Source organism: Aureimonas fodinaquatilis (genome assembly GCF_008369445.1).
In the GTDB taxonomy this organism is placed as follows: Bacteria; Pseudomonadota; Alphaproteobacteria; order Rhizobiales; family Rhizobiaceae; genus Aureimonas; species Aureimonas fodinaquatilis.
The window spans coordinates 487,309-500,617 of sequence record NZ_VTWH01000002.1 but is presented as its reverse complement, the minus strand read 5'-3'; the positions used below and the strand labels follow the sequence as shown (position 1 = coordinate 500,617).

The window sequence follows — 13,309 nt, the reverse complement described above, 5'->3', positions numbered from 1 at the left end:
CGCGGTATCTTGAGTTGCGAAAGTGCCCTAAGGGCAAGTTCAGCAGAAATTGGCAGTGGTTAGCAGTCGAAGTTGCTTTAAAACAATGGGTTAGTGCAATTTCGCTCTTTCATGAAATGCGAAGCTGCTCCTACTTTCAGTTTTTACGCAAGCTCGGGCGCAACACCACTTTGTATTTTGCGCGAATTGCTCTTGGGTTCGCTTGTTCATTTTGAACAAGGCTTCCAGAATGTTTGAAGCACTCGCTACGCCCCGCCACATGTTCCGTCAAGTACGCATGGAGCATAAATAACCTCAATAGGCGTAGTCATTTCCGCTATGGTTGAAATTGCTAAGCGCAATCAAACCCGGAATATATGGAATTACTGATTTTTGTGAGAGGCAAGTGGTCGACTTTATGGAACAGCCGAACAAGGTTCTCATCGTAAGTGAACACGCGTCCATGACTTTTGGCGGCGAAGCTTCTTTGCCCTGGCACTATTTTGTGCGCTTGCGCCAGCGCGGCGTTGAAGCGTGGCTGGTTGTTCATTCCCGCACTCGCGAAGAAATTGAGCGGGTGCTGCCCGAGGCGCTGGATCACATTCACTTCATTCCCGACACCGGGCTCAACGTACTTGCCTGGAAACTTAGCCGATACATGCCCGCGCAGCTTTCCTACATCACTGTGGGCTATGCCAGTCGGCTTTCCACCCAGTTAACGGCGCGCAAAATTGTGCGCAAGCTTGTGCGTGAAAACAATATTGATGTGGTCCATCAACCCATTCCTGTTTCCCCGCGCGAGCCTTCCATCATGTCGTCTCTTGGCGCCCCGGTGGTTATTGGCCCGATGAACGGCAATATGCGGTATCCACCGGCTTTTGAAAAATCCAGCCGGAGCTTGCGCGTGCTGTCTTCGGTGCTGGGCTATGCGCGCAAATTTTCCGAGGCGATGCATTCTGTCATGCGCGGCAAGCGCGAGGCGGCGTTTCTGCTGGTTGCCAATGAACGCACGCGGCTGGGCCTGCCACATGGGTGCCGAGGTCAGGTTGTGACATTGGTGGAAAACGGCATTGATACCGGCCTGTGGAAGCCACGTTCCTATGATCAGCCCGCGGCCCAAGGCACGCGCTTTGTTTTCATGGGGCGGCTGGTAGACTGGAAGGCGGTTGATATACTTCTGGAGGCCATGCATCGTATTCGGGACGTTCCTGGCTGCCGGCTGGACATTATTGGCGACGGCGACATGCGCCCGACGCTGGAAGCACAGGCCAGGAACCTTGGTCTGACTGACCGCGTGACATTTCTTGGCTTTCAAAGCCAGGAAAAATGCGCAAGCCTTCTGGCACAGTCCGATGCGCTGGTGCTTTCCAGTCTATATGAATGCGGCGGCGCTGTTGTTCTGGAAGCTATGGCTTCCGGTCTGCCGGTTGTTGCAACTGCCTGGGGCGGGCCGGCTGACTATCTGGACCCGTCCTGCGGAATCCTTGTTGAGCCAACATCACGTGAAACATTGATTTCCGGATTTGCGGACGCCATGCGGGCATTGGCTAACGATCCCGCACTTCGACAGAGGCTGGGCACTGCCGCTTACCAGAAGGCGTTGAGCCAGTTTGACTGGGAAGAGAAGGTTGATCAGATGCAACTGGTTTATCGTGCAGCATCGCAAGGAATTGCATTGGGCGAAACGCGATTGTCTCGCAAGGCAAACGACAAGGCACAGACCGCCAATTCACACGGGTTTTCATGATGCTCAAAACCTTGCCCCGCTCCGCAATCTGCATTTACGAAGACCGCCCGGACTGCTTCACGGGCGTTAAGTTGAGTGTGCTAAGTGCGCGCTCCCATATGCCTGACGCGCAGATTTTCGTTGGCTGTCGCTCGATGCCGCAAAGTTTTGCAGACTGGCTGACGGATTTTCCTGAAGTGCGGGTCTTGTCCTTTGCGGACTATCCCGCGCAGGGGTTCAACGTGAAGCCTGTGGCCTTGCTGCGTTTGCTGGATGAAGGATATGTCGAGGTTATCTGGATCGATTCCGACATCATCTGGGCAGAGGCCTCCGATATTTTCAGCCAGCTTGATCGGCAGACATTGCTGGCAACGCAGGAAACCTATTGGGGCCAACAGCAAGGCGGTATCAAACGCACTGTGAACTGGGGTCTGAAACCCGGCCGCAGCCTGAACGCGACGGTTAACTCCGGTATCTTGCGAGTAACATCTGCGCACCGGCACTTGATGGCAAGCTGGGCAGATATGCTGCAGCATCCATTGTACCGGCAGGCACAAGCCTTGCCCGCGTCGGAACGGCCCATTCACATGCTTGGCGATCAGGAAGTGCTGACGGCACTTGTCTGCTCTGAAGAATTCTCGCAAATGCCGCTGCGTCTGCTGCAAAGGGGCAGGGAGATTGCTCAGTGTTTCGGGCCGGGCGGTTTTACCCCGGCTGAAAGGCTGCAATCTTTGGTGAGCGGCAAGCCAGCCTTTGTTCACGCCATGGGGCCAAAGCCCTGGAACAGGGATATCAGTCCGCCATCCCTTGCGCAGGCCGCAAAGAGCCGGCAATTCCGGGCCCTGTACGACCAGATCGGGCTGGAGCTTTCACCCTATGTTGCGGCGGCCAAACCATATGGGCCACTGCTGGGGGAAAACATCGACTGGCTGTCTGCTCAAACAGCGCCCGGCCGGTTGCTGACGCGTCTGACCAGCGGAAACGGAACACTACAAGGCTTTCCTGTTGCCGTTGTCGATTCCCTGGTGCGGCGTGCCAGAAAGCATCTCGGTATTGCGCGCTACCATGACAGGGCGGAATATGTTCTAGCGCAGAGTCCGTTGGAAAATCCAGCTCGCGTTGCCGAGCGCACTAGTCCTCAATAATCTTTTTGACAAATTGAGATTTCAATCCGATCTGCCCGATCCCAGGGATCTTGCAATCGATGTCGTGATCACCGGGAACCAGCCGGATACCGCGCACTTTTGTGCCAACCTTGATCACGCTGGATGAGCCTTTAAGCTTCAAATCCTTGATCAGCGAAACCGTGTCGCCATCGGCCAGCACATTGCCCACGCTGTCTCGCACTTCTGCATCGGCGTTCTGCGAAGCGTCGGCAGCAGACCATTCATGTCCGCATTCGGGGCAGGTCAGAAGGGAATCCATCGCATAGGTATGGATGGAGCGGCATTCAGGGCAAGGCGGTAAACTATCGGTCATTCGGCGCCTATAGCAGGCGGCCATTCAAACGAAAAGGGCAACTGCCGGTCGGTGCTGACTTGAACAATCTGCGGCTGCGGAGTTGTCAGCCGTTGCAAACTTCAGCGGTCACCACCTGGTCGATGATTGTCTCCAGTTGCTTCTGATCATAGGGCTTGCCCAGCCGGGGCAGATCAATCTGGTCACCAGGCGGCAGTTCTGCATAGCCGGTTGCTAAAATGATCGGCAGGCCCGGCCTGATTTCTCTGGCCGCAATGGCAAGCTGGGCACCATTCATGCGCGGCATGGAAAAATCGGTGATCATGAGGTCAACAGTCTTGCCGCTGGCCAGATGTCGCAGGGCGTCTTCACCGGAATTCGCCTCAAAAACCGTATGTCCCAAGTCTTCCAGCATGTCGACGCTGCTCATGGCAATCAGAGCATCATCATCCACCATTAAAATGTGCAATGACGACGGTGATTTTGTTGCAGTTTCAATCTCTTTCATCGAAGCATCCGCCGACATCTGTATATCTTTATCTGTTGCCGGGAAAAGCAGTTCGGCCGTTGTGCCGATGCCTACCGTGCTGGAGAGCTTGAATTCTCCGCCCAATTGTTGGACCAGGCCGTGGATCATTGAAAGGCCGAGCCCGGTGCCCTTGCCGACGCCTTTGGTCGAGAAGAATGGCTCAGTTGCCTTTTCCAAGGTCGCCTTGTCCATTCCGTGGCCGCTGTCGGTGACAGTTAATCGAACAAAGGGCTCAAGATCCCCGAAATCCGATGGCCAGGTGCCGGAATCGACCCCGATACGCAGCGTGCCACCGTTCGGCATCGCGTCGCGCGCATTGATGACAAGGTTCAGAAGCGCTAGCTCCAGCTGGTTGGCATCCAGTTCGGCAAGGGCGGGCTCGGGCGCAATATCGAAATTCAGTTCAATCGTCGTATCGATTGTTCTTTCGATCAGATGCGTTATTCCGCGAACCAACTCACCCAGATCTGTGACACTGACACTCAGGTCCTGTTTGCGAGCAAATGCCAGAAGGCGCTGGGTTAAGGAAGAGCCTCGCAATGCGCCTTGCAAAGCGCCGTCAATCAGCCGTGCCGAGCGTGGGTCATCCGATATGTGTTTTTTCAGAAGGTCAAGATTGCCCAATATTGCCATCAGCAGATTGTTGAAGTCATGGGCAATGCCGCCGGTAAGCTGGCCAATCATCTCCAGCTTTTGAGACTGGCGAAGTTTTTCTTCCGCAACTTCGCGCCGCGAAATCTGCTCCAGCGTTACGCGGTGAGCGTTTTCCAGCTCTCGCGTTCTCGCAGCCACACGCGCTTCCAAAGTCTCGTTTTGCGTGCGCAACTGGTCTTCCGCGGCCTTGCGGTCGGTTATGTCCGAAGACACTCCGACAAGGCGCACCTGACCGTTTGAGCGAACCACACGTGCGCGAACTTCGGCCCAATGATGCGACCCATCCGGCCAGATCGTGCGATATTCAATGAGATAATCTTCATTCGTAGTGAGCGTATGGTGCACGCTCGCACGCATGCGATCCAGGTCGTCGGGATGTATGGAAGACAGCAGTTCGGAATAAGAAAATGGCTCGCCGGACTTTCTGCCGAACACGGCTTTGCAAGCGTCGGAACAGGTCAGATCGAAAGTGGAAACCTCCATTTCCCAGGCGCCGAGTCGCCCGGCAAGAAGAGCTGTGCTCAGTCGCTTGCCGCTCTCTCGCAGCTCTTCAAGCACCGACCGGCTTTCATACTGGCGTTTGCGCCCCTTCAATGCGGTTTTGGCAACGCTGAGGAACGTCATCGGATGGAACGGGCGCTCCATGAAGGTGACATTGCCCAGCGTTTCGGAAATTCTCGCGGCTGCCGGGTTTTTTTCCGGCCCGCCACCGTGTTGGGTTAATAGGACAAATGGCAGGTCCGACCAGCTCTGCTGCCCGCTGACCCATTGTGCAATTGGCCGCAGGTCAGTTGACCGCAATGCCTCTTCCGTAACGACTGCGAACAGCACATCGTCATTCAGATTGGCTGCAAGGTCGGCCACATTGGAGACTGCCCTTGCTGCAATCTGCATCTCGCCAAGAAGCGTGGATGCCACTGCGGCGTCTCGCCCCGATGGGGTCAGCAACAGAGCATGGGAGCCGGGAATTGAATTTGGCATGATTATTCAGCCTGATTCAGCAGCGCATCTGCGTCCTTGCCAACAAAGACTGGCACGCCCCGTAACACTCCCTGAAACTGATCGAGCGGTTCACCGACGGTCAGGCCCTTGTCTGTTATTCGATATTCCCGGATGGTGTCCTCATGCCGGCCGGTGCGCTTCTTAATAACCGACAGCGCACGTCGCATTGTACCGACCGCTTCAAAATATCGAAGCAGGATTACGGTGTCGGCCAGATATGTAATATCCACCGGCGCTTTCATATCTCCTACGAGTCCGTGCTGAGCGACGGTGAGAAATGTCGTGGCGCCCTGGCGGTTCAAAAACTGCAGCAATTCATGCATATGGAGGATAAGCGAATTTTCCTCCGGCATTGCGGCCTGATAGCCATTCAGGCTGTCAATTACGACGGTTTTTACATCGGCTTCGGTGATCACGCGGCGCACCCGGTGAGTAAACTCACCCGGCGAAAGCTCTGCCGCGTCCAACTGTTCCAGATGCAACTGGCCTTTGTCCACGGCCGCTTGCAGATCTATGCCCATCAATCTCATTCGTTTGAAAAGCAGAACGCTTTCTTCATCGAAAATAAAGAGAGCAGCTTTCTCGCCACGGGCAATTGCTGACATGGCAAACTGAATTGTAATCAGCGATTTGCCTGCACCCGCTGGGCCGAGAACTAGCGTGCTTGAACCCTGATCCACACCGCCGCCAAGAAGGTCATCGAATTGAGAGATACCGGTCGATACTGTTTTCCGCTCAAAGTTCGAGCGGTGCTCCAGCGCTATCAGTCGCGGATAGATTTCCACACCGCCAGTCCTGATTTTCATATCGTGGTAGCCACCGCGATAAGAAGTGCCGCGATATTTGGTGATGCGAACACGGCGACGCTCCGCACCATATTCCGGAGCCAGCTCCTGAAGGTGCACCACACCGTGAACAACACTGTGAACAGTCTTGTCCATCGTATCGGCCGTCAGATCATCAAGCAGCAAAACGGTCGCGCCGTTGCGTGCAAAATAATGCTTCAGCGCAAGAATTTGTCGACGATAACGCAATGAGCTTTGCGCAAGAAGCCGAATTTCCGAGAGGCTGTCCAGCACGATACGTTTGGGCTTAAGACGTTCTACCGTATCGAAGATCAGACGAGTGGTCTCTCCCAGCTCCAAATCCGATGAATAGAGCAGACTTTGTTGCTGGTCTGCGTTAAGCAGGCTTTCGGGCGGCACGAGTTCAAATACATTAATTCCCGATCCCAGATCCCACCCATGCGAGGCGGCACCGGCGCGCAATTCCTGTTCCGTCTCCGAGAGCGTTATGTAGAGGCACGTCTCGCCGTTTTTGACACCCTCAAGCAAAAAACTTAAGGCAATGGTTGTTTTGCCGGTGCCCGGGCTACCCTCAATCAGGAATACGTGCCCTTCGGTCAGTCCGCCGTTCAAAATGTTGTCGAGACCTAAAACACCGGTTCTCGCCCGTTTAATATTTACGTCAATCAACAACATCTCCATTGAGCAATGTGCCGCGTCATAAGTGAGGCACTTCTCCACACCGCACGGTGCGCTAATTCCGTTTAAACCTGCCACTGCTTGAATTGTTCAACAGTCTTGCCTTGACTGCTTCAAAGCTTCGAGCACGTATAGGTTGTTGATCGTTGTATATGGTATTATCCCGTCTGAAGGGAACCTTCGCAACAAACAGAATTTCAATTGCCGAGTTTCGTTGGCAAAGACGCTATCGCAACGCCATGGGCGATAGTTTCGTTAAAAGAGCTTCGAACAGCCGGGCACCTGAAGCCCTAACTGGACCCGGTCTGGGAATTGGCCGCGTTGACTGGCTTGGACTCAGGCGAACCACGATGCCGCAGAATAATTGAAAGCACAACCAAGGCTGCTGTCGACATGAATTCGGATTGCCAGTTCTGAAAAGATTCAAACCAGAGTTGGGCACTGAACAGATAGGCGATGAATGACTCGAGTTGCTCGCCATTCCGCAGAGCTTCATCATTTGCTGCCACCATGCTCGCCCACCAGTGCAGCGTGAAAGAAGTGATAAACAGCAGCGTCAGGGCAATGCCGAGTGAATGGGAGTAAATCCATGACCAATAGGGATTTCGCCTGCTCGTATCCGGTGGAAGCTGATCATCTGCGCGATCTGGCGCATCCGGCGAGCGTGATTCAGATGAACCGCGCTGAAACAGACTGGCCGTCAGCACAACATAGGCAGACATCTGCAGAAATTCGCTTTCCCAGTTTTCGAACAGCGCAGACAGGAACTCTCCGCTTTTCATATATGCGAAGAAGCGGATCGAGGGGAGGCCGTGACTGTGCAACTGCTTATCATAAACGAAATAGCCACTGCCGAGCATGCCTATGAAGCTCAGCATGAACAAAGTCATCAAGGCTATGGTCAGGCCGTTGTCTCGAAAAAAGCTCTTCATTTCGGTTTCTCCCGAAACCGGGCTCAGCGCCGACCTGAGCGCGGGGATCCAATGATATTCGCTATCAACGCGGTAAGACGCGCCGCGGTTCAGCCTTTGCTGGCAGCGTACTTAAAATTACAGCGGATATGCGAGTATCTGCGCAGACTTCGAATGCGAGATCTCGCTAACGAAGATGAACATGCGAACCAATAGACTGATCGAGGATTTGTGCAGTGACCGGGAGCAGCAAAATGTCACCTGTCACTTCCGTATGGACATTTGCAAAGTGGTCGGAGCGAGAGGATTCGAACCTCCGACCCCCTGAACCCCATCCAGGTGCGCTACCAGGCTGCGCTACGCTCCGACACTGTGCAAAGCTCTAGAAAATAAGGCTGCGTTGCGCAAGTCGTTTTTTCGCTGTTCACCGCCAGCGAATAAACAGCTTAGGGTTAATTTCAGTTCTGCCTGCGAGGAGCAATCTCAAGTTTATTTGCGGTCAAGAAGTCGCAGGGTCACGTCTGGAAATCATACATATTTGCTATATCGCGCGCTAAACTGCGATTGCGATGTTTGCACGGAAAGCACAACTGAATGTGATGAGATGTGTTGAAATAATTAATAATTTTTCTTGTAGGGTCTAAAAATATACTTTATAAAATCGATACTGTATTGAATTTATCCAGTGACACAAAGTTGACATAAAAAATTGATGGAAATTTTCAAAGTTTTTTCTTGTATCAATTTTCTACCCGTGGTTAACTTTTTACCAGCAATGTAGCTCAGCTACGGGATGGAGGTCTCGGTATGGCAACTGCAAAGCAGTTTAATATCGACGAAAATCTCTCTCCGGATGCAGTATCTGTGGACATGTTTGATGTCCGCAGTGCACCTGATCTGCTCCTGCGTTTGCAGGACAACAATCAGGCGTTGGAAAACCTTCTGCGTGAACTGGAAAGAGATGAAAGTGCCATGCTCAGAGACGAGCCGGGCATTTATAACAATCCATACAAATAAAAATTCAGGCGTTTCTGAAGCCGAAATCTGCTTCAACGCCTGAAGGTGTGTCCACATTACGATGTGGCATCCTCGCCGTTAATCCGGCGAAGATGCTTTCGCTTTGTTCTGCCGATGATTGTTATTGGCTCAGCTTGGCTGCAATTTCTGCAATGTGCTTGCCTTGAAACTGTGCGCCTTCCAGTTCGGTCTGTGATGGCTGACGCGAGCCGTCGCCACCGGCGATCGTCGTTGCGCCATAGGGTGATCCACCAACAATCTCGTCAAGGCGCATCTGACCCGCAAACGCATAGGGCAGGCCCGCAATCAAAAGCCCATGATGCAGCAGCGTCTTGTGGATGGAGAGCAGCGTTGCCTCATTGCCACCGTGCTGTGTGGCAGATGATGTGAACGCCCCGCCAACTTTGCCCAGCAGTTTCCCCTGTGCCCAGATGCCACCGGTTCTGTCCCAGAATGACTGCATCTGAGATGCCGGATTGCCAAAGCGCGTGGGTGCGCCAACAATAATGGCATCATATTGCGGCAGATCGTCTGGCGTGGCCTCCGGGTATTGCGACACCGTTTTGAATCCGGCTGCGGCCACCACGTCGGCCGGAGCGGTTTCTGGCACGCGCTTGATGTCGACAGTCGCCCCCGCCGACCTTGCACCCTCTGCTACAGCTTCTGCCATGGCTTCAATGTGGCCGTAGCTCGAATAATAAAGGACAAGGACTTTCGCCATTATTGCATGCTCCTGAATGATTGCGGTGTTAAACACTCGTGAGGAGCCATGTAGCTATCCGGCACGGTGAAAATCTATGCTATTGGCTTGAACGCACTGTCTACATTTGTTGAACCATCTCATTCCGGTCCGGGTATTGAGCAGTTTTGCGGGGCGAACATGATTGAATCAGCGGCGATGCTGGCTATTGGCGATGAATTGCTGTCCGGCCGGACAAAGGACCGCAACATCGGCTACCTTGCCGATGTTCTGACGCTCGCAGGAATAGACCTTAAAGAGGTTAGAATTGTCGCCGACGAGCCCGTGGATATTGCTGCTGCAATTAACGCCCTGCGGGCCCGCTACACATATCTGTTCACATCCGGTGGCATTGGGCCCACGCATGACGACATGACCGCAGATGCGGTGGGGCAGGCGTTTGGCGTACCCGTTGGCTATCACCCCACAGCCTATGAACTACTGGAAAAACACTACCGGCAGCGCGAGATGGATTTTACACTGGCGCGCAAACGCATGGCCCGCACGCCGGAAGGCGCATTGCTGATCGACAATCCCGTGTCTACGGCACCCGGATTCAAGATGGACAATGTTTACGTCATGGCGGGCGTGCCGGCGGTTTTTCAAGCAATGGTCAACAATGTCGTGGCCAGTTTGCCGCAAGGACCACAGATTTTGAGCGCCGCGGTGTTCTGCCCGTTTGGTGAGGGGGATATTGGTGGTCCACTTGCGCAGGTTCAGGCGAAGCACAAGAGTGTCGTCATTGGTTCATATCCAAAGTTTGATGGGAAAAGCTACAGCACCGAGCTTGTGGCACGCAGTCGTAATGAACAGGAACTTGAAGCTGCTCGTCTGGATATTGAGGCGATGCTGATTGCCGTGGGCAAAGAGAAAGCCGGATCAAGTCCGGCCTGAGGGCGCGAAAGAACACTTTACCACCGCGCCACACTTGCGAATGGCAGTTTCCCGCGTTATCGCCAAAGACACTTACACGGAGCAAATTGCATGACGAGCGAGAAGTCTTTTCCAGTCTCCTGGGACCAGTTTCACAGAGACGCCCGCGCATTGGCCTGGCGTCTGGCCGGAGTACGGGAAGATTGGAAAGCAATCGTGTGCATCACACGCGGCGGGCTTGTGCCTGCTGCCATCATTGCCCGTGAGCTGGGCACAAGGTTGATTGAAACTGTGTGTGTCGCGTCATACCATGCTTATGATACGCAGGGCGAGTTGCAGGTTCTCAAAGGCATAGCGCCGGAGTTGAAGCAGCATGAGGGCGACGGAATTCTCATCATCGATGATTTGACGGACACAGGCAAGACAGCCGCACTGGTTCGCGCCATGCTGCCCAAGGCGCACTTTGCCACGGTCTATGCCAAACCAAAGGGCCGGCCGCTGGTAGACACGTTCATTACGGAAGTATCGCAGGACACATGGATATTTTTTCCATGGGATCTGGGCCTTTCGTTTCAGGCGCCGATTTCCAAGAATGTTGCAGGCTAAACTGACTCAACGCAATCGCTGCGCAAATGCTCGAGAAGCGCTTGCGCGGTCATTGCGCGGCCGAAATGCCATCCCTGCATTTGATCCACGCCCAGCGCGCGAAGAAATTCAGCCTGTTCCGCCGTTTCCACACCTTCCGCGATAATGCCGATTCCGTAGCGTTTTGCCATTTCAACCATGAGTGGAATAAGCGACGAGCGACGTTCATCCCTGCCAATCGACATGATGAAGGTGCGGTCCAGCTTGATTTTATCCAGCGTCAGCCTGCCGAAATAGTCGATGTTCGAATAGCCGGTACCAAAATCATCCAGATAGATTTTGTAACCTCGCGAGGACAGGCTGTTTGTTGCCCTGCCGCCCTTGAGCCGCGAAATCTTGCGCCGCTCTGTCAGTTCAAAGGCAATCTGGGCAGGATTGATACCATTGTCTTCAATGGCAGATTTCAGACACTCATGAAAAAACGGGTCTGTCAGGTCGTCGGCCAGGACATTCAAACTCAGGGTGAATTCCGGCGCCTGTTTCAGCCAGATGGCGAAATCCTGACTGATAGCGCGTATGGCAATTTCCGTTATATGGCGAATAACCCCGATATCTTCAGCCACGGGTATGAAGGTGTTGGGGGCAACATGGCTGCCATCCACCTGCTGCCACCGCATGAGAGCTTCCGCGCCGACAATCCGGGCGGTCTGACTGTCAACGATGGGTTGATAGTGAACTTTCAGCCCATTCAGCTTGAGGGCAGCCCGCAACCTGCGATCAACGCTGCCGCGCATCCGCAGCCAGCGAACCAACCACACCGGAGCAATGCCGGAAGCGCTGGCCAACGATTCCGGCGAAGAAGGCTCGCTGGATGAAGTGTCGAAGTCCGCCGCAGTGAGGGGGTGAATCTGAGACAAGCTGATCAAACACTAAATAAATTTAACATTTAAAATCTACATGAATTAGGGCGGATTGCAATCATCCTGCCTGATTTTTATCAGTAAGCCGTTACCGCAATATGAACCAAGTTGCTTGCTCAACGTATAATAATATATACCCGTGGCAGCGTCAGTTTTGGGACAGGGAAGTCGCAGGTAGAATGTCGCTCGCATACAGCCTGCCCAAGTACTCTCTCGGCAAATGGTTGACGTCGATCGGGGCTGAAGCTCCGATTGAGGTTCGTGTGCGCCTGATGAATGGACTGTATGGCACGATGCCCATTTTTCTAGGCGGTGTGCTGAACACGACGTTTGTTGCGGCATTTGTTGCCGTGCGCCTGGGGGGCACCCAGTTTGTAGCCTGGCTGGCGCTTGAAGTGGCAATCTGCCTCATTCGTGTCGTGCTGCTGATTCATTCCCGCAAAAGGGCGCTTGCCGGTCTGCCCACCCCCACGGATGCGGTTATTCTGTTCGCAATATTGTGGGCGGCCAGTGTCGGATATGGCGGCTTCATCTCAATGGCTTCGGGCGACTGGGTGGTCGCAACGCTGGTGATGATGTCTTCTGCGGCCATGATTGGCGGCATCTGCATTCGCAATTTTGGCACACCGCGTCTGGCCGCGGTTATGATTATCCTGGCTTTCGGGCCGGTGTGTTTTGTGTTGCCGTTTGCAGGGCAGCCGCTTCTATATCTGGGGTTGATCCAGATTCCGTTCTATATTTTCAGCATGTGCCGCTCGGCCTTTGTTCTCCAGTCAATTCTGGTGGACACAATGATTGCCGAGCGCACCAACGAGGCACTGTCGCGTCAGGACACGCTGACAAACCTTTTGAACCGTGCCGGACTGGGCGTTGAGCTGGAAAAAATGCGTTCACAACCTGAAGATGGCAGGGTGCGGGCGTTCATGTATCTCGACCTGGATGGCTTCAAGTCGATCAACGATTCATTCGGCCATGATATGGGTGATCTGACACTGGTTGCAGTGTCCAACCGGCTTCAGAACCTGGCTCTTCCGGGATATTGTGTGGCCCGAATTGGCGGCGATGAATTTGTGCTGGTCGGCAGTTTTGCCAGCCACGCTCATGCGGAGCAATATGCTGAAACGGTGCGTTCGGCCATCAGCAGGCCCTACACTCTGGCAGGGCAGGCGATCAACACCATTGGTGTCAGCATCGGTGTAGCGTTTTTCGGCACAGAAAGCGCCGATCTTAAAAAACTGCTTCGCGCCGCAGATCGGGCTCTGTATTCAGTAAAGCGGGATGGAAAAGGCAAAACAGCGATTGCTTAATGACTTGGTATCTAACAGAGTTTATTTTTGTCTAGACAAGGTAGAGATATTCATCCTAGGCACGTTTTTCTCTTTTCTGCTGATATGTGTTTGTATTAAACTGTAGGTTCAATAATATTTGCAAT

12 protein-coding genes and 1 tRNA gene are annotated in these 13,309 nt (G+C 53.6%); 6 read left to right on the top strand and 7 right to left on the bottom strand.

Annotated elements, in window-relative coordinates; genetic code table 11:
• The first annotated feature begins 385 nt into the window (after positions 1-385).
• Complete coding sequence (locus tag FPY71_RS08470; RefSeq protein ID WP_246160234.1) at positions 386-1,726, top strand: glycosyltransferase family 4 protein; 1,341 nt, start codon at positions 386-388, stop codon at positions 1,724-1,726.
• A complete protein-coding gene (locus tag FPY71_RS08465) occupies positions 1,723-2,850 on the top strand; it encodes a nucleotide-diphospho-sugar transferase (protein WP_188052273.1) in 1,128 nt (375 codons plus the stop codon). The genes FPY71_RS08470 and FPY71_RS08465 overlap by 4 nt, the downstream gene beginning before the upstream one ends.
• On the opposite strand, the gene FPY71_RS08460 is transcribed toward FPY71_RS08465, so the two are convergent.
• The 5 genes from FPY71_RS08460 to FPY71_RS08440 all read right to left on the bottom strand — a co-directional run bounded on the left by FPY71_RS08460 (position 2,837) and on the right by FPY71_RS08440 (position 8,110).
• Entirely contained in the window at positions 2,837-3,184 is a 348-nt protein-coding gene (locus FPY71_RS08460) for a zinc ribbon domain-containing protein YjdM (RefSeq protein ID WP_149299579.1), read from the bottom strand. The two genes, FPY71_RS08465 and FPY71_RS08460, sit on opposite strands and share 14 nt — an antisense overlap.
• Before the next feature lie 85 nt (positions 3,185-3,269).
• Complete coding sequence (locus tag FPY71_RS08455; RefSeq protein WP_149299577.1) at positions 3,270-5,327, bottom strand: hybrid sensor histidine kinase/response regulator; 2,058 nt, start codon at positions 5,325-5,327, stop codon at positions 3,270-3,272.
• Positions 5,328-5,329: 2 nt separating this feature from the next.
• Positions 5,330-6,829 carry an ATPase domain-containing protein gene (locus FPY71_RS08450; protein ID WP_149299575.1) on the bottom strand — a complete coding sequence of 500 codons (1,500 nt, stop codon included), beginning with the start codon at positions 6,827-6,829 and terminating at the stop codon, positions 5,330-5,332.
• Positions 6,830-7,122: 293 nt separating this feature from the next.
• Positions 7,123-7,764, bottom strand: a complete 642-nt coding sequence (locus FPY71_RS08445) for a DUF6766 family protein (protein ID WP_149299573.1) — start codon at positions 7,762-7,764, stop codon at positions 7,123-7,125.
• Between the two features lie 269 nt (positions 7,765-8,033).
• Positions 8,034-8,110: transfer RNA gene (locus tag FPY71_RS08440), tRNA-Pro, on the bottom strand.
• A 440-nt stretch (positions 8,111-8,550) separates the two neighbouring features.
• Between FPY71_RS08440 and FPY71_RS08435 the strand changes: the two genes are divergently transcribed.
• The gene (locus FPY71_RS08435) at positions 8,551-8,760 is read left to right on the top strand and encodes a hypothetical protein (protein WP_149299571.1); all 210 of its coding nucleotides are present in this window, start codon (positions 8,551-8,553) and stop codon (positions 8,758-8,760) included.
• A 121-nt stretch (positions 8,761-8,881) separates the two neighbouring features.
• Here the strand turns inward: FPY71_RS08435 and wrbA are convergent, their stop codons facing one another.
• Positions 8,882-9,481, bottom strand: a complete 600-nt coding sequence (wrbA, locus tag FPY71_RS08430) for an NAD(P)H:quinone oxidoreductase (protein ID WP_149299569.1) — start codon at positions 9,479-9,481, stop codon at positions 8,882-8,884.
• Positions 9,482-9,640: 159 nt separating this feature from the next.
• On the opposite strand from wrbA, the gene FPY71_RS08425 reads away from it, so the two are divergent.
• Positions 9,641-10,393: a competence/damage-inducible protein A gene (locus FPY71_RS08425; RefSeq protein WP_246160230.1), complete on the top strand. Its 753-nt coding sequence runs from the start codon at positions 9,641-9,643 to the stop codon at positions 10,391-10,393.
• 90 nt (positions 10,394-10,483) lie between these two features.
• Positions 10,484-10,978: a xanthine phosphoribosyltransferase gene (gene gpt, locus FPY71_RS08420; RefSeq protein WP_149299567.1), complete on the top strand. Its 495-nt coding sequence runs from the start codon at positions 10,484-10,486 to the stop codon at positions 10,976-10,978.
• Here the strand turns inward: gpt and FPY71_RS08415 are convergent.
• Positions 10,975-11,802, bottom strand: coding sequence for an EAL domain-containing protein (locus FPY71_RS08415; RefSeq protein WP_210246265.1), 828 nt, complete (start codon positions 11,800-11,802; stop codon positions 10,975-10,977). The two genes, gpt and FPY71_RS08415, sit on opposite strands and share 4 nt — an antisense overlap.
• Before the next feature lie 254 nt (positions 11,803-12,056).
• Between FPY71_RS08415 and FPY71_RS18750 the strand changes: the two genes are divergently transcribed.
• Complete coding sequence (locus FPY71_RS18750) at positions 12,057-13,184, top strand: GGDEF domain-containing protein (protein WP_149299563.1); 1,128 nt, start codon at positions 12,057-12,059, stop codon at positions 13,182-13,184.
• Positions 13,185-13,309 lie beyond the last annotated feature (125 nt).

Bases quoted from the DNA above. Each gene is read 5' to 3' on its own strand.
- FPY71_RS08465 (WP_188052273.1), top strand. From the start codon at position 1,723: ATGATGCTCAAAACCTTGCCCCGCTCCGCAATCTGCATTTACGAAGAC.
- FPY71_RS08460 (WP_149299579.1), bottom strand. From the start codon at position 3,184: ATGACCGATAGTTTACCGCCTTGCCCTGAATGCCGCTCCATCCATACC.
- FPY71_RS08455 (WP_149299577.1), bottom strand. From the start codon at position 5,327: ATGCCAAATTCAATTCCCGGCTCCCATGCTCTGTTGCTGACCCCATCG.
- FPY71_RS08450 (WP_149299575.1), bottom strand. From the start codon at position 6,829: ATGTTGTTGATTGACGTAAATATTAAACGGGCGAGAACCGGTGTTTTA.
- FPY71_RS08445 (WP_149299573.1), bottom strand. From the start codon at position 7,764: ATGAAGAGCTTTTTTCGAGACAACGGCCTGACCATAGCCTTGATGACT.
- FPY71_RS08435 (WP_149299571.1), top strand. From the start codon at position 8,551: ATGGCAACTGCAAAGCAGTTTAATATCGACGAAAATCTCTCTCCGGAT.
- wrbA (WP_149299569.1), bottom strand. From the start codon at position 9,481: ATGGCGAAAGTCCTTGTCCTTTATTATTCGAGCTACGGCCACATTGAA.
- FPY71_RS08425 (WP_246160230.1), top strand. From the start codon at position 9,641: ATGATTGAATCAGCGGCGATGCTGGCTATTGGCGATGAATTGCTGTCC.
- gpt (WP_149299567.1), top strand. From the start codon at position 10,484: ATGACGAGCGAGAAGTCTTTTCCAGTCTCCTGGGACCAGTTTCACAGA.
- FPY71_RS18750 (WP_149299563.1), top strand. From the start codon at position 12,057: ATGTCGCTCGCATACAGCCTGCCCAAGTACTCTCTCGGCAAATGGTTG.